This is a genomic window from Serratia sp. EWG9, from assembly GCF_019913725.1.
GTDB lineage: Bacteria > Pseudomonadota > Gammaproteobacteria > Enterobacterales > Enterobacteriaceae > Serratia > Serratia ureilytica.
Genome location: NZ_JADNRO010000001.1, coordinates 1034399 through 1051695, shown reverse-complemented (window position 1 = coordinate 1051695; position 17297 = coordinate 1034399). Strand labels below are relative to the sequence as shown.

The window sequence follows — 17297 nt, the reverse complement described above, 5'->3', positions numbered from 1 at the left end:
GAGGCAACGGCACCCTGAAATGCGCCGTCGGCGATAGGGGAGAGGCTTACAAGGGGCAGATCTGACGATGAGAGTGTGTGGGCAGAGCGATTTTATATCTTTTCTCTTTTTGCTGCATGGCCTGGTCATTATCTCAGCGTTATGAGAGGGAAGAACAGTATGCAAGCTAAGTATTTTCTTATCCTGTTTAAATGGAATTTTGAATTAAGATATTTACCCATGGCCAAGTTTTAATGCACGGTATTAATGCTCTATTTTTTTATTTCTGTTTTTTTATTGTGCCTTTATTTTCGGAATTCTTCCATTAAATACTTTTTAGTTACAGGGAATTCATTTGCATTTTAAATTTGGATTTTTTAAATTCAGCTCAGATGAGGGATAACCGTTAGCGACAGGTTCAAAAAAGGAGTTTATTTTGTCTGGGATAAAGAAAACGCCTGAAAGCCATGGCGGTTTGCCTTCACCATCAGGGGATTATGATAATTTTAAGCACCTTTCCGATGTTGGCACCGTGTTGGGATATGGGCGAACTCGCTTTTATCAGTGGTGCCGCGGACGCGGATTTCTAACGCCGATGAATGTTCCTTCGCATGAAATGCTCAGTCTGGGATATATGGTGGCGGTGCTGTCAGAGACCGGTCATACCCGGGTTTACGTCACGCCGGATGGCTTCAGCTATGTCAGTGATGCGTTTGCGGCAGATATCCAACGCGGCATGGTAAAGTTTTAAATTTGTAAAAATCGCCTTTATTTCAAGGTCTTTAATGCAGAATCTTCTTATCATGAAAGACGCGCTGGGCGATGAGTGGGAAGTTATCCGATTTTTTCGTCTTTGCGACATGAAGGCTACTGACAGCAGCTATTCTCTTGTTACGATAAGCATTATTTTTTTCAGGAGCCAAGGATGAAGCATTACGCCGCGTTGTTGTTCGCCTCTGCACTGTTGACGGGATGTGCGACCCAAGCCGTACCACCGCAACAGGCTGAATTACCGCCCCCAAGCCGTCTGATGCTTTATCAGAATATCCCGGATACGCCATACGCCACGGTGGTGGTGGTGCGCGACAGTGGAATGCTGGCGGGTAGCTGCCGCACCGGCGTTTATGTGAATGGGGAGTTCGCCGCTTCGCTGGGCGCGAAAGAAAAAGCGGAGTTTCGCGTGCCGCCGGGCAATACTTCGGTGAGCATCGGGCAAGATATGATAGAGAACTCTCTGTGTATTTGGCGAGATACCAGCGGCAGCGTGCCGATGACGCTGCGCGCCGGTGAAAGCCGCTATCTGCGGATCGCCGGCGATCGGCAGCGAGGCTTCGTTTTGCAGGCTGGGCGGCCGTAACCGCCCAGGCAAGGGCGTTAACGCCCTTGCCACCATCCCCACAGCGTAATTAATAGCCACGCCGCCGCAATCCAGCACAGTACCGCCGCCCCCAGCGCTAACGACAGCCGCAGACTGTTAATCAGGAAATACAGCGAAATCAAATACACCAGATAGGGCAACACCGCCCACATGCCGAAAATCAGCGTCGTTTTCAGCGCCGCTATTGAACGTTCGCTGCCGACAACATAATGCGCAATCAAAGCGAAAGTGGGGAAGAGCGGGACTAAACCGGCGATATAATAGTTGCGCGTTTTGGCCAGCAGGCCGATCAGAACCACGACCAGCGCGCCTATCAGCGCTTTGACAAGGATGCCCATAACGGTCTCGGGTGTCGGGGGAAAGCCAACACACTGCCCGAAAGCCTGAGCAGAATCAATGGCGTATTGCGTATTGCGTATTGCGTAGTGCGGGGAAAAACAGACCCGCATGAATCGCGGGTCTGAGCGGCAACGTTTACTGGCGGTAAGCGTGCTTGATTTGCTGAATGCTGTTCTTGAAGATTTCCGCCTGAGTCGGATCTTCAATCTGGGCGATGAAACGTTCCATGTTGATGATGACTTTCCCGGCATCGGCCTGGCCGATCGACTTCAGGATCAGCGTCAGCGTGGCTTTGAGGCAGGCAACCTCGGTCGCCAAGATCTCCGGGTTTGCAGACGTAGTGAAATCAACGTTGCTCATTTTCTCTCCTGATTTTTGAGGCCGTAGCCTGATACAAGCTGCTTTAGCGCACCGCGCGCGGACTATAGGCAAGTTGCCCACGCACGGCGGCGAATTTAACTGGGCGCGGAGTATAGCATAGCATGCGTCAGCCATCTGCACCGGGCTTGCTCTGGCGGCGCTGGTGGGTGAAGTTTGCTCATTGCACGTCCGGGTCATCCATTGTCGGCCAGTTATTTCGAGGCGGTTAACAAGTATTTGCCCGGCTCGTTATTGTTGAACAATCGGGGTTATTATAATTATTAGGGGCGGGTGGCACTGATTTTGCCGGCGTTGGTCGGTAATAATAGTTTTGTACGCTGGCTGTCAGGCTCGCGTTGGCCGCGGCTTTAAATATCAAATGATTACAAACAGCCAACAGCCGTGTTAATATTATTCATGTCGTGATTGCTTACACAGATTTCTCCCTCGCGGCATGATTGTCGCGCTATCCTGTGTCTGACGCAGCGCGACGAAATTATTTTCGTCGCTCGATCTTTTCCGACGTGACGATTTATCGGCGGCATAGACGGCTAAAATTGAAAAATCAGCTATGCTCCGCAAAGTTATTCGGAAGTATGTATTAATCTGTGTTCATTCTTGTCTGAAAAACAAGTAATATCTCTGGCGAAAACAGAGGCTGATTGCGTTACTCCCTTTTTTTGGAGAATTTTCCTTGATTAGCGTTCTTCTTGTTGATGACCACGAACTGGTGCGCGCAGGGATACGACGCATTCTTGAAGATATCAAAGGTATAAAAGTTGTCGGTGAGGCCCAGTGCGGTGAAGACGCCGTAAAATGGTGCCGTGGCAACGCTGTCGATATCGTGCTGATGGACATGAATATGCCGGGCATTGGCGGGCTGGAAGCCACGCGCAAGATTGTGCGTTATGCACCCGACGTCAAAGTCATCATGCTGACTATCCATACCGAAAATCCCTTGCCCGCGAAGGTGATGCAGGCGGGTGCCGCCGGCTACCTGAGCAAGGGCGCCGCGCCGCAGGAAGTGATTAACGCCTTGCGTTCCGTGCATGCGGGGCAGCGCTACATCGCGTCTGACATCGCCCAGCAAATGGCTCTGAGCCAGCTGGAGCCGCAGGCCGAAACGCCGTTCAGCTGCCTGTCTGAGCGCGAGCTGCAGATCATGTTGATGATCACCAAAGGCAAAAAAGTGAATGAGATCTCGGAGCAACTGAGTCTCAGCCCGAAAACGGTGAACAGTTACCGTTACCGTATGTTCAGCAAATTGAATATCAGCGGCGACGTCGAACTGACCCACCTGGCCATCCGACATGGATTGTTCAATGCGGAGACGTTGTTAAGCAGTGAATGACCGTTTTGATGCCAAAGCTTTCCTGAGTACCGTCACCAGCCAACCTGGCGTCTATCGTATGTATGACGCCACTGGCACGGTGATCTACGTCGGTAAAGCCAAAGACCTGAAAAAACGTCTCGCCAGCTATTTTCGGCAGCAGGTCAGCAGCCGTAAAACCGAAACGCTGGTTAAAAATATCGCGCAAATAGACGTAACGGTTACCCATACCGAAACAGAAGCGCTGTTGTTGGAACATAACTACATTAAATTGTACCAACCGCGATATAATGTTCTTTTGCGAGACGATAAATCTTATCCGCTGATTTTTCTCAGCGCCGATACCCATCCCCGTTTAGCGGTGCATCGCGGCGCCAAACACGCCAAGGGCGAATATTTCGGTCCTTTTCCCAACTCTTACGCCGTGCGCGAAACGCTGGCGCTGCTGCAGAAGCTGTTCCCGATCCGCCAGTGCGAAAACAGCGTGTACCGCAACCGTTCGCGCCCGTGTCTGCAGTATCAGATCGGCCGCTGCCTGGGCCCTTGCGTCGCCGGCCTGGTGAGTGAAGAAGAGTACCGGCAACAGGTGGACTATGTGCGGCTGTTTCTTTCGGGCAAAGATCAACAGGTGTTGCACCAGCTGATTGCCCGCATGGAAGAAGCCAGCAAGCTGCTCAATTTCGAAGAGGCGGCGCGCATACGCGATCAAATTCAGGCCGTGCGCCGTGTTACCGAGCGGCAGTTCGTCTCGGGCGACAGTGACGATCTGGATGTCATCGGCGTGGCGTTCGACGCCGGTATGGCATGCCTGCACGTGCTGTTCATCCGTCAGGGCAAGGTGTTGGGCAGCCGCAGCTATTTCCCTAAGGTGCCGGGCGGTACGGATATGAGCGAAGTGGTGCAGACTTTCGTCGGCCAGTTTTACCTGCAGGGCAGCCAGGCGCGCACGCTGCCCGGCGAGATCCTGTTGGATTTCAGCTTGCCGGAAAAGGACCTGCTCGCAGAATCGCTCTCCGAGTTGGCGGGGCGCAAGATCCAAATTCAAAGCAAGCCGCGCGGCGACCGCGCCCGTTATCTGAAGCTGGCCCGCACCAACGCGGCAACGGCGTTGACCACCAAGCTTTCGCAACAGTCGACGATCCATCAGCGGCTGGCGGAATTGGCCAAGGTGCTGAATCTGGCGGAAATCAATCGTATGGAGTGCTTCGATATCAGCCATACCATGGGCGAACAGACCGTAGCTTCGTGCGTGGTGTTCGACGGAAACGGCCCGGTGCGTTCGGAGTATCGGCGCTACAATATTAGCGGCATCACCCCCGGCGATGACTACGCGGCGATGACGCAGGTGCTGAAACGCCGTTACGGCAAAGCGCTGGAAGAGAAAAAAATCCCGGATGTCATTTTCATCGACGGCGGCAAAGGGCAGCTCGGCATGGCGATCGACGTGTTCAACTCGCTGAACGTCACCTGGGACAAGAATAAACCGTTGCTGATCGGCATCGCCAAAGGCGCCGATCGCAAGGCCGGGTTAGAAACGTTGTTCTTCGTGCCGGAAGGCGAAGGGATTTCGTTGCCGCCGGATTCGCCGGCGCTGCATGTGATCCAACACATCCGCGATGATTCACATAATCATGCGATTACCGGTCACCGGCAGAGAAGGGCGAAAGTCAGAAATACCAGCGCACTGGAACTGATTGAGGGCGTAGGGCCGAAACGGCGCCAGGTGCTGTTGAAGTATATGGGCGGACTGCAACCTTTGTTGAACGCCAGCGTGGAGGAAATTGCAAAAGTGCCGGGTATTTCACAAGCATTGGCAGAAAAGATCTACAATGCATTGAAACACTGAGGGCAATGTAGCAACATACTCTTAATTTCCACTTTAGCCAGATAGTTACCGTAGCATTATGCAATTGAATATACCGACTTGGCTTACCCTGTTTCGCGTAGTTCTGATCCCATTCTTTGTGCTGGCGTTTTACCTGCCGTTCAGCTGGGCTCCGATGGTTTGCGCCGTTATCTTTGTGTTTGCCGCTGTCACCGACTGGTTTGACGGTTTCCTGGCGCGCCGCTGGAAACAAACGACGCGCTTCGGGGCGTTTTTGGATCCGGTCGCGGACAAAGTGATGGTGGCGGTAGCGCTGGTGCTGGTGGCGGAGCACTACCACAGCTGGTGGATCACGCTGCCGGCGGCCACCATGATCGCCCGCGAAATCATCATTTCGTCGCTGCGCGAGTGGATGGCGGAAATTGGCAAACGCAGCAGCGTGGCGGTGTCCTGGATCGGCAAAGTGAAGACCATGGCGCAGATGATGTCGCTGGTGGGCTTGCTGTGGCGCCCGGATCGCTCTGTGGAATATGTGGCGATCGGCTTGCTGTATATTGCGGCGGTGCTGACTTTCTGGTCGATGTTCCAATATTTGAACGCGGCGCGTAACGATTTGCTGGAACCGTGATCGATACGCTGCAAAAAGCGGCAAACGATCGTGATGGGCCAACAATTTTATTGACTCATCACGTCAGGTAAGTAGAATGCATCGCATCAGACGACAACGATGAATTGCCGAAAGATAGCAAAGAAATCAGTCAGTTCTGGTAATGCGGGAATAGCTCAGTTGGTAGAGCGCAACCTTGCCAAGGTTGAGGTCGCGAGTTCGAGCCTCGTTTCCCGCTCCAAACATTAGCCTGTTGAATCCCCCGTGATTCGGCAGGTAAGGAAAAGGGGCTTCGGCCCCTTTTTCGTTTTCTGCTTCTGCGCCATTCGGCGAAACCTTTCTTCATCTTCCCATATCGATTATTGACTCTTCTCACGTATCTTTCCTGTCGTTGTCATACTGCTGGATGCAGCCGTTAAACGGTGAAACAATAATTTGATACGTCGGGCGGTTCGCCATGCAAGAAGAAAATAATGCGGCGTATGACGCCATCCGAGCTCTCAGGCACAGCCAGGCTGCGCTGTCGCCTCGCCAAATCGCTGGGTTATCGGCAAAGTGAAGCTGTAGGTCGGTCTTTTGAAACCGGGCATAGGAGGATGTATGGAATCTGGTGCTTTAAAGCATCCGATAAGAACGGCGGCGGGATGTGCGCTGTTCTTCGGCCTGGTCGCCCCGCCGTTGGGGGGCGTGCTCATGTTTCTGCTGATGGCGTTCGGCAGCGGTGAGTGGGTGGGAATAAGTCTTCTCGATGCCGGCGACTTGCTGGGCATGGCCGGGTTTATCGGCATTTTTTCTTATGCGCTCGGTTTTTTGCCGGCATGTTTGGCGGGGGCTATTGCCGGTATCGCCCATTCAGGCATTCGCCAATTGCGGTGGTTTCTGCTGTTGTGTGCGGTGGTGTCCGCCATTGCTCCCGGTTTGCTGAATGCCGATCAGCGTATTTTTGGCGCGATCGCGGTCTTACCGGGAATGTTCGCCGGGTTTTTATGGTGGCGTCGAAGATTGCGTGATGCCCCGACCGATGAGGTTTTGCACGATAGCCCTTCGCCATAAGCAAGCGAAAAGCCGGGGAGAGCTATTCCTGTCGAGAAAAAGAACCGTTTTGCCCGTGAATTTCTGAGCCGATGCATATAATATCAACATTGCGCTTGCCTTTTCGTTGGCATTGTGAACAGTGCGCCCACAAAATAAGCAGTTGAAAGCGTTAGAGAACTTTTTGCTATTTCGGGGGGTTGCCAAGGTGGGGGGTTTAGTCCATAATGCAGTCCATCGATTCGGCAGTAACGAAATAAATTACTTAAGAATCAGATGATTAGGATAAGCGATTTTATCATCGCAATCCCGAAGAACAAAACGAAGTGGGTGATTCACCGGCTTTGGCCTGAAAAGGCAAAACAGAATAAAGGCGCGTTAACAAAGCGGTTATGTAGCGGATTGCAAATCCGTCCAGTCCGGTTCGACTCCGGAACGCGCCTCCAACTTTCCCGAGCCCGGGTGGTGAAATCGGTAGACACAAGGGATTTAAAATCCCTCGGCTTATGGCTGTGCGGGTTCAAGTCCCGCCCCGGGTACCAGGGAACGAAAATACCGAATAATCAAAGCAATAAGTAGTAATGTCGTAGACCGCCGAGAGGCGGTTTTTTTGTGTCTGAAATTCGCATTACGCCTGCATTTTTTTCCTTTCTTGTCATGCCGCCACCCTGCCTGCAAGGAGCCCCGCAGGGCTCCACACTACAGATCATAAGAAACCGAACGCCGCGGCGAGGATCCAGCCGAAGACGCAGGAGACGCTGACGCCGATCAGGCCCGGTAGAATGAAGCTGTGATTGATCACGAAGCGGCCGATGCGGGTGGTGCCGGAGCGGTCGAACTGAATTGCCGCCAAATCGCTGGGGTAGGTCGGTAAAATATAATAACCGTAGCAGGCCGGCGCCGAAGCGACGATATAGGCCGGGTTGACGCCGATCGCCAGCGCCACCGGCACCAGCGCCGCCAGCGCGGCGGCCTGCGAATTGACGAATTTCGACACCAGCAGCAGGATCAGCGCATAGGCCCAGGGGTACTCTTTCACCAGCACGCCCAGCGTGGCTTCTATCTGCGTCAGGTGCGCGCCGAACATGGTTTCCGCCATCCAGGCGACGCCATACACCGCCACGATGGCAATCATGCCGGAACGGAACACCTCGTTTTTAGAGATAGACGCCGGGTTGGTGCGGGTAATGATGACGATCAGCGCCCCGGCCATCAGCATGCACATCTGGATCACCAGAACCATGGAAAGTGGCTTGCCACCGAAGCTGGGCCGCAGGTCGGAAAAAGCCCCCAGCACCGCCACCAGGGCGATCGTGGCGAGGAAAATCCACATGGCGATCCAGTTGCTGCGCGGCAATACCCGGTCCAGCAGGGTGGCGGCGTCGCCATAGACGTAGCGATGGTTCTCCGGCACCGAGATGAATTTCTGGAACTCGGGATCTTTGTCCAGGTCTTTGCCACGGAACCAGCTGAAGATACCGATCGCCAGAATGCCGCACAGGGTGGAAGGAATGGTGATCGACAGCAGATCGAGGAATTCCAGATGGCGGCCATTGAAGGTGTAGCTGCTGAGCATCGCCACCAGTGAAACGACCGCCACCGAGACCGGGCTGGCGATAATGCCCATCTGCGCGCCGATCGAGCTGGCTGCCATTGGCCGTTCCGGGCGGATGTTATTTTTGATCGCCACGTCATAGATGATCGGCAAGATGGTGTACACCACATGGCCGGTGCCGCACAGAATAGTGAGAATGCAGGTGACGAACGGCGCGATGATTGAGACATACCGCGGGTTGCGCCGCAGCATCCGCTCGGCGATCTGGAGCATGACGTCCAACCCGCCTGAGGCCTGCAGAGTGGCGGAGGCCGCCACCACCGCGATGATCACCAGCATCACGTCTACCGGCGGTTTGCCGGGCTGCAGGTGAAAGCCGAACACCAGAATCATCAAACCGATACCGCCCAGCAACCCCAGCGCAATGCCGCCTTTACGCGCCCCATACAGCAGGCATGCCAATATAACCGCTAATTGCAGAAAGAAATCCATGATAGATACGCCTTAATAATGTTGAACTTAACTGCGTTCAGTTTCCGGCGGCGTTTACAGCAGAAAGTTGTTTTAAATCTAAAGGCATTAATAAATTGTGGTTATTAACCTTAAAGAGTGATGTCGGTCACATTCAAAGAACATAGAGAGCGTGCGGAAAGCGGCATCAGCACGAAAAAGCAAGCCAAGAGGTCAGACCTCTCCTATATGACGGATTTACCACCAGAGGAGAGAGTTATGGATCCGACAAAAATGACGGGGCTGGCGTTATTACAGGCAGCGATGGCCGGCAAAATTCCACCGGCTTCGATCGCTGAAACGGTGCCCATGAAACCGGCCGCGGTTGAAGAGGGATATATCCGCATCATGGCGCGGGCCGACGAACGCCACCTTAACCCGCTGGGCGGCGTTCATGGAGGCTTCGCCGCCACGGTTTTGGACTCGGTGACCGGTTGCGCGGTGCACAGTACGCTGGACGCAGGGACGGGTTATGGCACCGTCGATCTGCAGGTGAAAATGTTGCGCCCGGTGCCGAAGGAGATTGATCTGATCGCCGAGGGGCGTCTGGTCTATGCGTCGAAAAACGTCGCTTTCGCGGAAGGCACACTCAAAACGGCGGAAGGAAAACTGCTGGCTTCGGCAACCGCCACTTGCTTCATCATTCGCCCTACCGAACAGCCGCCGCAATAACCTGCCATTTATCAGGCCCCGGTTCTTCCATCCGGGCCCTGATGCATTTCTCTGTCGGCTGCACCGATCGCCGCGATACGGCCGCAGGCGCGATGCGTCATTGTGGTCTAGTATTCTTGGGTAAAAATTTATCGGGGTGAGTATGCAGCCGTATAAAGAGGTTGAGTTTGATCATGAGCTTTGTCTGGCGATCGGCAGAGCCGTATTGGACGTGGTAGCGCAAGGGGAAGAAACCAGCGCGACGTCGGTGATGAGCGCCATTGAGCGGGCGGTGGAACAGGGGCTGAACGACGACGACACCGCCGTTGCCGACGACGCGCTGGATTTGATGGCTCGTCTTATTCACGGCTGCGGATTTATTAATCTATCGGGTGAAGAGGAGACTTCCCATGCATTGGTTGAATTTCAAGCGCTACAAGAGTGACGTCGCCAAACAGGCCGTGCCGCCGCATCTGAATGCCGCTGAATTTGCGCGGCATTATGCCGATAAGCCGCAGGAGAATACGGAAGAGTATCTTTCGCTCAGCGGGGAGATGTGCTGGGATGCGGTAGTGCTGTGCGCCCACCGTTCCGGCGCGCTCAGTAAGGCGAAATACAAGCAACTGTGGCTGACGGTGTTCGATAAGCAGTACAAACATTTCGTCAGCCCCGACGATACCGAGATCCGCACCATGGCGGATATGCTGCGCGCCCCGCAGGGATGTTTTATCGGGATATTCTCCATGCGCGACGCGGCCTCGCCCCGATTGCTGCATGCCATGATCGGCACCGGCGCGGGATTTGCCGCAGGCAATAAAAATCTTTGCATCGGCGTGGGAGGCGCGGTCGGCTGGGAGAATCTCAATCTGGCGCGCGATCTGCGCTGGCAGCCGGAAGGCGGTTTTCTACGCCAGGGCGACAGTGAAGTGCTGCGTATTTTTTATCGGCCTTTCCCCGCCTGAAAAGGTCCGGACGCTTTTTAGGGTAAAAAAAACCGCCGTTGGGCGGTTTTTTGCGTCTTATTTGAACCCGCCGCTGCGGATGAAGTCGAGACCGGCGGCGGTGATCCGCGTTTGGTGCGGATCGATATCATAGTTGTTCTCGTCGATGTCGCTCATCACGTAGGCCTGTATCAGCCCCTTGGTTTTGAGATAAGCGAAGGGATCCGCGAAGGCGTGCGGGCTGGTGGCGTCCTGCTTCCACAATTCGTAAGTTTTCTCATCCAGCGTGCCGGGATGATTGGCGGCCAGTCGGGTCAGGATCTGATTGTAGAACACATAGTCGGTCATGATGCGGTCCTCTTTATCGCGAGCGACAGTCTCGGAAAATGACGTAACATCTATCAATCATAGCCGATGTTTGCTCGCCGCCTGCGTTATCGCGAATCCAGGTTATCCACGCTGGCTTTCGAACCAGTGAAACAGGCGCGAAATGGTGAGGCTGAGATCGCCGATGTTGAAGAGCGCGCCGAGCCACAGGGTTAGCATAACCAGGATGCCGATGATGACGGGAAGATCCATTTTGCCCATGATAATGTTTTGCAGAGGTGACGGTGCCACAAGGGTAACACCGTTTTCCGGCAGGATAAAATGTGCCGCCGTTATTTCGATTGTGCCGCTGCGGAATGGCGAAGGCCGGCCATCAGGATGACCGGCCGGGTTTCAACAGCCTATCTTGCCGCCAAACGGTCAGGCATAGTGGCGGGCGATATGCTCGGCGGTGGCGATCGTCGTCACATTAGTGGCGACGGAGGGCACGTCGGGGAAAATGGATGCGTCGACAACCCGAAGCCCGTGCACGCCGTGCACGCGGCCCTGAAGGTCAACGACCGCCTTCGGGTCGCCGGCATTCCCCATTGGCGCGGAGGAGGTCGGGTGATGATAGGTATCCAACGTCGCCGCCATCGAGGCCAGAATGGCCTCGTCGCTGTCTGCGGCGGGCGCAAGCTCGCTGTGGATAAGCGTAGACAGCGGAGCGGTTTGCCCTATTTTTCGCGCCAGTTTAACCCCCTCCAGCAAGCGAACACGGTCACTCTCTTGCGCCAGGAAGTTAAGGTCAATGTGAGGGGCTGCCATCGGATCGCGGCTTTCCAGCCAGATGCGTCCGGTGGATTGCGGCCGAGTCAGCGCCACCGCCAGGACAAAACCGACGCCGGTGGGGCTTTGGTCATGTGGGAACAGATGCGTTGCGGTAATGTGCAGATCGAGCTCCTCCGGTTCCGCCCGGCTGCTGCGGGTCCACAGCTTGGCGCCGATAACCGGCGATTGGCTGCCGATGACGTCGGGGCGGGCTGCGTAGGCATTGTAATAAAAGGGGTGATCGACCAGGTTTTCACCGACGGGCAAATCGGCGACGACGGGGATCCCCAGACGCTTCGACTGTTGCGCAGGCGCAATGCCGGATCGCATCAAAACGGCGGCGCTGCCGTAGGTTCCCGCGCTCAGGATCACTTCAGCGGCTTGGATTTCTTCGCCACTGGCCAGGCGAACGCCGATCGCGCGCTGCCCGTCAAATATCACGCGGTCGACCAGCGTATCGGCACGCAGGGTGAGATTGTCTCTGGCGCGCGTTTTCTCATCCAGATAGGCCATGCCGGTGTTAACGCGCACACCGTTGACGATATTCATCGGGTAGGGGCCGACGCCATTCGCTGAAGGGCCGTCAAAATCGTCGATGGCGTCATAGCCGTTGGCGCGCGTGGCGGCGACGAAAGCGCGTTGCATTGGCGTGATGTCATCCAATGTGAGTTGCACGACGGGGAAAGGACCGCTATTGCCATGGATTGCGCGGTCGTGCAGGCCATGACGAGTCTCCAGTTTTTTGAAGGAGGGCAGCAGATCCTGATAGCGCCATCCCGGCAGATCCCAGCGTTTGAAATCTTCCGGGCGGGCGCGGATCGCCACGGCGCCGTTGACGCCTGAACTGCCGCCCAGGACTTTACCGCGGATGGCGCCGATCGCGTGGCTGACATAGCCGGGTTCTGTCCGGTATCCCCATTCGAATTCCGGGTCGCCATTGGCGCCGAGCACGTCGCTGTTCGCGATGAGGCGCGGATAATCGTAGGGCGCGTAACTGTGTCCGGCCTCTATCAGCAGGACCCGGCGCGCCGGGTTTTCGCTGAGGCGAGCCGCCATCACCGCGCCGGCGGAACCGCCGCCGACGATGATCACGTCGAAGGTGGATGGCTCGCTGGCGCGTTGGGCCGGTTGTGTTTGCGCCGCCGACGCGGAACTCGATGCGCAAGCGCTGAGCGTGGCGTCGGCTGAAACGGCCAGCGTTTGGGATATCAGCTGACGGCGTGACAGGTCTTTCATGGCGTAGTCTCCAGAGCGGGCGGAAGGTGTGTTCTGCAGACTAAAACCCGGAGATAAAAGCGACAAGCGGGCGAAATTCGAACCTGCTGTTCGCGTTCTGCGAACCTTTCAGGTTGACGTCAGGAAAGGGGACAGCGCGGTTTCCCAACTGGGCGTATGGCCAATGTGCTCACTCAGAAAGTCCACCAGCGCCTTGATCTTGGGGGATGCGCGTTTTGAACGGCGATAGACGGCGGAAATGTCGCCGCCGTCGGGTGAATAGGCGGCCAGCACAATGCGCAGTTCCCCTGCGCGTATCGCATCGGCGGCGATAAATGCGGGCAGGATGGCGAGGCCCAAACCGGCTTTCGCCGCCGCCAGCAGGTGAAAAGCATTATCGGTGCGCAGGCGTTTGCCGATACGAAACGATCGGATCTCGCCTTCGATGGGGAGTTGCAGCATGCCGGTCGGCTCGCGGTGAATATACAGCAACCCCTGATGCTGTTGCAGGTGTTGCGGGTGCGTCGGTGTGCCTTGACGCGCAAGATAGGCTGGGCTGGCGCAAATCAAGTGACGGTTGGCGCAGATGCGCTGCGCGATTAGGTCGGAATCCGCCAAGGCGCCGATACGGATGGCGACGTCGAAATTTTCCTGATTCAGATTGGCCAGGCGATCGCTGTACTCCACGTCCAGATTGAGGTTCGGGTATTGTTCCATAAAGGCGGATAACAGCGGCGCCAGATAGCGGATGCTGAACGCCATCGGCGCGGTTAACCGCAATGGGCCCTGCAGTTGGCCGTGCAGTGTTCGCACCGACTCTTCGGCATCGCTCACTTCGCTTAATATGAGAACGGCGCGCTGATAGAACAGATGGCCGGCGTCGGTCAACCCAAGCGTTTTCCCGCGTTCGAACAGCACAGTCCCAAGGCGCGTCTCCAACTGCTGGATGCGTTTGCTGACCACCGACTTGGTGGTGCCCAAGCGGCGGGCGGCGGCGCTGATGTTGGCGGCCTCGACCACGGCGATATAGGTCGCCATCTCCTGAAACTGATTCATTCATCTCTCCTTCGGTATCCGCCGGGTCAAGTTACCACTCTGTGCACGCCAGGCAAAAAAACCACCCGGGCGGGTGTTTTTGCTTGTCAGTGCGAATCAGTCCAGTTTGGGGTGCTGGTCGATCAGGATCTGTTTTTTCTTTTCCAGTTCGGCGATCTGCGCGTTGATGTCCTCGACTTTCTGTTCGATGTTGTCGTAGGTTTCCTGCAGCAGCTCTTTTGCCTCGGAGCGGTCAGAGGCGGCCGGCGTCGCGCCGCGTAGCGGCTTGTTGGCGGTTTCTTTCATGTACAGACCGGTGATAAGACCGATCACCGCAACAACCATCAGGTAGTAGGCCGGCATGTACAGGTTGCCGGTCGCTTCCACCAGCCAGGCGGCAACGGTCGGCGTCGCACCGGCGATCAGTACCGAAATGTTGAACGAAATCGCCAGCGCGCTGTAGCGAATGTGCGTCGGGAACATCGCCGGCAGGATGGAGGCCATCACCCCGGTGAAGGAGTTGAGCAGCACCGCCAGCACCAGCAGGCCGACGAAAATCAGGCCGATGACGTTGCTGTTGATCAGAATGAAGCACGGGATCGCCAACGCCAACAGGCCGATGCTGCCGCCGATGATAAACGGCTTACGGCCGATGCGGTCACTGGTCAGGCCGATCACCGGCTGCACGAACAGCATGCCGATCATGATGGCGATGATGATCAGAACGCCGTGATCTTCCGAGTAGTGCAGGTTATGCGACAGGTAGCTCGGCATGTAAGTCAGCAGCATGTAATAGGTCACGTTGGTGGAAATCACGATACCCACGCACACCAGCAAACTTTTCCAGTGTTTGGCCGCGATCTCTTTGAACGAGGTCTTTGGCGGATTCTCGATGGCGTTGCGATCCTCTTTCTCCATCTTGTCCACGTGCTGCTGGAACGCCGGGGTTTCTTCCAGCGCATGGCGCAGGTAGAGACCGATCAGGCCCAGCGGCGCGGCGATGAAGAACGGGATACGCCAGCCCCAGTCGAGGAAGTTGGCTTCGCCGACGATACTGGAGATCAGCACCACTACGCCTGCGCCCATCACAAAGCCGGCGATGGAGCCGAAGTCCAGCCAACTGCCCATAAAGCCGCGTTTGCGGTCCGGTGAGTATTCGGCGACGAAGATCGCCGCCCCGGAATATTCACCGCCGACGGAGAAGCCTTGCGCCAGTTTGGCCAGCAGCAGCAGGATCGGCGCCCAGATGCCGATCGACGCATAGGACGGGATCAGGCCGATACAGAAGGTGCTGACCGCCATGATGATAATGGTGACTGAGAGCACTTTTTGACGGCCGAACTTGTCGCCCATGGCGCCGAAGAACAGACCGCCGAGCGGACGCACCAGGAAGGGGACGGAGAAGGTCGCCAGCGCGGCGATCATTTGTACACCGGGAGAGGCGCCGGGGAAGAAGACCTGGCCAAGCGCATAGGCGACAAAGCCGTATACGCCGAAGTCGAACCACTCCATTGCGTTGCCGAGGGCCGCGGCGGTAATGGCCTTCTTGAGTTTGCTGTCATCGATGATGGTGATGTCGTTAATGTGCATCGGTTTATGTCGTTTTTTTCTTAACTTCATATAATCATCCCTTAATGAATTATTCGTTGTTCGTGAAAGCGTAATCTCCGTTCACTGTTGTTTTCGAGTTATCAAATCGGCTAATCGAATCGCGGTTCAAGACGATTCATTATCCACATTTAAGTTGAGATGTGGATCACAAAATAGCGTCGCTCATGCCGATGTTATGTCATTTAGGTGACTAATTATTTTGCATCTATAGCTTAACGTTATATCTTGCGGCGATCAAATCCAGCAGTTTAACTTAAGTATTTGCACCGATTTGGTGCGAGAATGGTCTGATAATTGTGCGATATGACGATTTTTTGGCTGATTGATGGTGTTTCCAGTATAGAGAATACGGGAGATAAAACAGGGAAAATTGATGTGTTCGCCGCTAAAAAAACGCCTGGCCGGGTGGCCAGGCCGCTGAGATTACGGCGCCGATGAACCGCCGAATTCGAGATAGATTTTCGCCAGATTCTGGTACTGCGCGAAGCGGTTCTCATCCACCGCCAGTTCCGCCTGACGGCGTTGATCCTGAGCGTTCAGCCAGTCGGTAATGGTGACGGCGCCCTGTCGGTAACGCACCTCGTTCAACCGCTCCGATTTACGCGCCAACGCCAGTGAGGCGCGCAACTGCGTCTCCTGCGCCAGCAGCTGCGTGCGCAGTGACAGCGCGTTGTTCACATCGCCCATCGCTTTGTACAGCGCCTGCTTGAAGGCCAGAACTTGCTGTTCATAGTCGTTGCGGGCGATTTTGATCTCCACGCCCATTTGCCGCCACTGCAGGAACGGCAGCGTCAGGCCGGCGCCGAGGCTGCCCGTCGGGTTGCGCAGGAATTCCAGTAGCGCGCTGCTGCTGGCGCCCAGTGAACCGGTCAGGCTGAACGCGGGATAGTATTGCAGACGTTTTTCATCGACGTTGGCCAGGGCGGCGCGCAACCGCAGCTCTTGAGCGCTGAGATCCGGGCGACGGCTCAGGACGCTGGCGGGAATGCCGGTGTTGATCTGCGGCATCGCCGTCGTCGGCAGGCGCGCGGGCGCGATGGTGGCCTGGCCTGATGGCGCGCCCAGCAGCACCGCCTGTTCGTTCAGCGCCTGTTGACGATCGTGTTGTAACGCCACCAGGCTGCGTTCCTGCGTCAGCAAGTTTTGTTCCGCATTCACTACGTCCAGCGCCGAGATGCTGCCGGCCTGATAACGGGCGTTGGCCAGCCGCAGCGTCGTTTTGGCATAGGCGATGCTCGCCTGGCTGACGCTGATTTGTTGATTGAGAAAACCGATGCGCCAGTAGTTGGTGGCGGCGTCGGCCAACAGCTTCAGGCGCGCCGCCTGCAGATCCTGCACGGAAGCCTGGCTGCTCCACTCGGCCGCGTCGCGTTGGCGCGCCAGCTTGCCCCACAGATCGACCTCATAGCTGGTGGTGAGCGACGCGTTGCTGGTTTTATTCCACGCGGAGGACTCGGACAGCGGGCGATTAATGCTGCTGCCTAATGAGGCGCTGACGCCGGGCGCGGTGCTGATGCCGACGCGTTCCGCCTCGAGCCGTGCGCGGTAAACGCGCAGCACGGCGGCGGCCAGATCGTTATTGCTCGCCATCACCTGTTGCAGCCAACGGTCGAGCTCGGGATCGTGGAAATCGCGCCAGTCGAACGGCGTCGGCGCGGCGTTGTCGGCAGCGTATTGCCACCCCGCAGGATAGTTGACCTGCGGCGCCCGGTAGTCGCTTTTCAGGGCATTGCCGCAGCCGGCGGTGAGCAGGGCGGCGAGGCTTAACGCCAGGGGAGATAAAATTTTCATG

General features: G+C 56.1%; 18 protein-coding genes and 3 tRNA genes. 12 read left to right on the top strand and 9 right to left on the bottom strand.

What is annotated here, in order from left to right:
* Positions 1-415 precede the first annotated feature (415 nt).
* Both ITX55_RS05145 and ITX55_RS05140 read left to right on the top strand, forming a co-directional pair.
* Complete coding sequence (locus tag ITX55_RS05145; protein ID WP_033642635.1) at positions 416-730, top strand: hypothetical protein; 315 nt, start codon at positions 416-418, stop codon at positions 728-730.
* A 174-nt stretch (positions 731-904) separates the two neighbouring features.
* Entirely contained in the window at positions 905-1336 is a 432-nt protein-coding gene (locus tag ITX55_RS05140) for a hypothetical protein (protein ID WP_033642636.1), read from the top strand.
* Positions 1337-1353: 17 nt separating this feature from the next.
* Here the strand turns inward: ITX55_RS05140 and ITX55_RS05135 are convergent, their stop codons facing one another.
* Entirely contained in the window at positions 1354-1695 is a 342-nt protein-coding gene (locus ITX55_RS05135) for a GlpM family protein (RefSeq protein WP_025302360.1), read from the bottom strand.
* Positions 1696-1831: 136 nt separating this feature from the next.
* Positions 1832-2056 carry a DUF2594 family protein gene (locus ITX55_RS05130; protein ID WP_004927950.1) on the bottom strand — a complete coding sequence of 75 codons (225 nt, stop codon included), beginning with the start codon at positions 2054-2056 and terminating at the stop codon, positions 1832-1834.
* 694 nt (positions 2057-2750) lie between these two features.
* Between ITX55_RS05130 and uvrY the strand changes: the two genes are divergently transcribed.
* The 7 genes from uvrY (at position 2751) to ITX55_RS05095 (ending at position 7392) form a co-directional block, all read left to right on the top strand.
* A complete protein-coding gene (uvrY, locus tag ITX55_RS05125) occupies positions 2751-3407 on the top strand; it encodes a UvrY/SirA/GacA family response regulator transcription factor (protein WP_004927947.1) in 657 nt (218 codons plus the stop codon).
* On the top strand, positions 3400-5232 hold the full coding sequence (uvrC, locus tag ITX55_RS05120; protein ID WP_071845073.1) for an excinuclease ABC subunit UvrC: 1833 nt from the start codon (positions 3400-3402) through the stop codon (positions 5230-5232). The genes uvrY and uvrC overlap by 8 nt, the downstream gene beginning before the upstream one ends.
* 58 nt (positions 5233-5290) lie before the next feature.
* Positions 5291-5839: a CDP-diacylglycerol--glycerol-3-phosphate 3-phosphatidyltransferase gene (gene pgsA, locus ITX55_RS05115; protein ID WP_033642639.1), complete on the top strand. Its 549-nt coding sequence runs from the start codon at positions 5291-5293 to the stop codon at positions 5837-5839.
* A 144-nt stretch (positions 5840-5983) separates the two neighbouring features.
* A tRNA-Gly gene (locus ITX55_RS05110) sits at positions 5984-6059 on the top strand.
* Between the two features lie 359 nt (positions 6060-6418).
* Positions 6419-6871, top strand: a complete 453-nt coding sequence (locus ITX55_RS05105; RefSeq protein ID WP_197756012.1) for a hypothetical protein — start codon at positions 6419-6421, stop codon at positions 6869-6871.
* A 351-nt stretch (positions 6872-7222) separates the two neighbouring features.
* Positions 7223-7296 (top strand) — tRNA-Cys (locus tag ITX55_RS05100).
* Between the two features lie 10 nt (positions 7297-7306).
* Positions 7307-7392, top strand: a tRNA-Leu gene (locus ITX55_RS05095).
* Between the two features lie 164 nt (positions 7393-7556).
* On the opposite strand, the gene ITX55_RS05090 is transcribed toward ITX55_RS05095, so the two are convergent.
* Complete coding sequence (locus tag ITX55_RS05090; RefSeq protein ID WP_033642641.1) at positions 7557-8897, bottom strand: anaerobic C4-dicarboxylate transporter; 1341 nt, start codon at positions 8895-8897, stop codon at positions 7557-7559.
* 120 nt (positions 8898-9017) lie between these two features.
* Between ITX55_RS05090 and ITX55_RS05085 the strand changes: the two genes are divergently transcribed.
* The 3 genes from ITX55_RS05085 to ITX55_RS05075 all read left to right on the top strand — a co-directional run bounded on the left by ITX55_RS05085 (position 9018) and on the right by ITX55_RS05075 (position 10528).
* Positions 9018-9587: a PaaI family thioesterase gene (locus ITX55_RS05085; protein WP_232094299.1), complete on the top strand. Its 570-nt coding sequence runs from the start codon at positions 9018-9020 to the stop codon at positions 9585-9587.
* Positions 9588-9729: 142 nt separating this feature from the next.
* Entirely contained in the window at positions 9730-10011 is a 282-nt protein-coding gene (locus ITX55_RS05080; protein WP_033642643.1) for a hypothetical protein, read from the top strand.
* Entirely contained in the window at positions 9977-10528 is a 552-nt protein-coding gene (locus ITX55_RS05075) for a hypothetical protein (protein ID WP_033642644.1), read from the top strand. The genes ITX55_RS05080 and ITX55_RS05075 overlap by 35 nt, the downstream gene beginning before the upstream one ends.
* A gap of 57 nt (positions 10529-10585) precedes the next feature.
* Here ITX55_RS05075 and ITX55_RS05070 read toward each other — a convergent pair whose 3' ends face one another.
* The 6 genes from ITX55_RS05070 to ITX55_RS05045 all read right to left on the bottom strand — a co-directional run bounded on the left by ITX55_RS05070 (position 10586) and on the right by ITX55_RS05045 (position 17296).
* On the bottom strand, positions 10586-10855 hold the full coding sequence (locus tag ITX55_RS05070; RefSeq protein ID WP_033642645.1) for a hypothetical protein: 270 nt from the start codon (positions 10853-10855) through the stop codon (positions 10586-10588).
* A gap of 102 nt (positions 10856-10957) precedes the next feature.
* Positions 10958-11125, bottom strand: a complete 168-nt coding sequence (locus tag ITX55_RS05065) for a hypothetical protein (RefSeq protein WP_159085273.1) — start codon at positions 11123-11125, stop codon at positions 10958-10960.
* 129 nt (positions 11126-11254) lie between these two features.
* Entirely contained in the window at positions 11255-12880 is a 1626-nt protein-coding gene (locus ITX55_RS05060) for a GMC family oxidoreductase (RefSeq protein ID WP_108680429.1), read from the bottom strand.
* A 108-nt stretch (positions 12881-12988) separates the two neighbouring features.
* Positions 12989-13915, bottom strand: a complete 927-nt coding sequence (locus ITX55_RS05055; protein WP_108680431.1) for a LysR family transcriptional regulator — start codon at positions 13913-13915, stop codon at positions 12989-12991.
* Positions 13916-14011: 96 nt separating this feature from the next.
* Complete coding sequence (gene proP, locus ITX55_RS05050; RefSeq protein WP_025302375.1) at positions 14012-15514, bottom strand: glycine betaine/L-proline transporter ProP; 1503 nt, start codon at positions 15512-15514, stop codon at positions 14012-14014.
* A gap of 414 nt (positions 15515-15928) precedes the next feature.
* Positions 15929-17296, bottom strand: a complete 1368-nt coding sequence (locus ITX55_RS05045; RefSeq protein ID WP_108680433.1) for a TolC family protein — start codon at positions 17294-17296, stop codon at positions 15929-15931.
* Position 17297 lies beyond the last annotated feature (1 nt).

Excerpts from the sequence above, each read along its gene's own strand:
- ITX55_RS05140 (WP_033642636.1), top strand. The coding sequence starts at position 905 with ATGAAGCATTACGCCGCGTTGTTGTTCGCCTCTGCACTGTTGACGGGA.
- ITX55_RS05135 (WP_025302360.1), bottom strand. The coding sequence starts at position 1,695 with ATGGGCATCCTTGTCAAAGCGCTGATAGGCGCGCTGGTCGTGGTTCTG.
- ITX55_RS05130 (WP_004927950.1), bottom strand. The coding sequence starts at position 2,056 with ATGAGCAACGTTGATTTCACTACGTCTGCAAACCCGGAGATCTTGGCG.
- pgsA (WP_033642639.1), top strand. The coding sequence starts at position 5,291 with ATGCAATTGAATATACCGACTTGGCTTACCCTGTTTCGCGTAGTTCTG.
- ITX55_RS05105 (WP_197756012.1), top strand. The coding sequence starts at position 6,419 with ATGGAATCTGGTGCTTTAAAGCATCCGATAAGAACGGCGGCGGGATGT.
- ITX55_RS05090 (WP_033642641.1), bottom strand. The coding sequence starts at position 8,897 with ATGGATTTCTTTCTGCAATTAGCGGTTATATTGGCATGCCTGCTGTAT.
- ITX55_RS05085 (WP_232094299.1), top strand. The coding sequence starts at position 9,018 with ATGTCGGTCACATTCAAAGAACATAGAGAGCGTGCGGAAAGCGGCATC.
- ITX55_RS05080 (WP_033642643.1), top strand. The coding sequence starts at position 9,730 with ATGCAGCCGTATAAAGAGGTTGAGTTTGATCATGAGCTTTGTCTGGCG.
- ITX55_RS05075 (WP_033642644.1), top strand. The coding sequence starts at position 9,977 with ATGCATTGGTTGAATTTCAAGCGCTACAAGAGTGACGTCGCCAAACAG.
- ITX55_RS05070 (WP_033642645.1), bottom strand. The coding sequence starts at position 10,855 with ATGACCGACTATGTGTTCTACAATCAGATCCTGACCCGACTGGCCGCC.
- ITX55_RS05060 (WP_108680429.1), bottom strand. The coding sequence starts at position 12,880 with ATGAAAGACCTGTCACGCCGTCAGCTGATATCCCAAACGCTGGCCGTT.
- ITX55_RS05055 (WP_108680431.1), bottom strand. The coding sequence starts at position 13,915 with ATGAATCAGTTTCAGGAGATGGCGACCTATATCGCCGTGGTCGAGGCC.
- proP (WP_025302375.1), bottom strand. The coding sequence starts at position 15,514 with ATGAAGTTAAGAAAAAAACGACATAAACCGATGCACATTAACGACATC.
- ITX55_RS05045 (WP_108680433.1), bottom strand. The coding sequence starts at position 17,296 with ATGAAAATTTTATCTCCCCTGGCGTTAAGCCTCGCCGCCCTGCTCACC.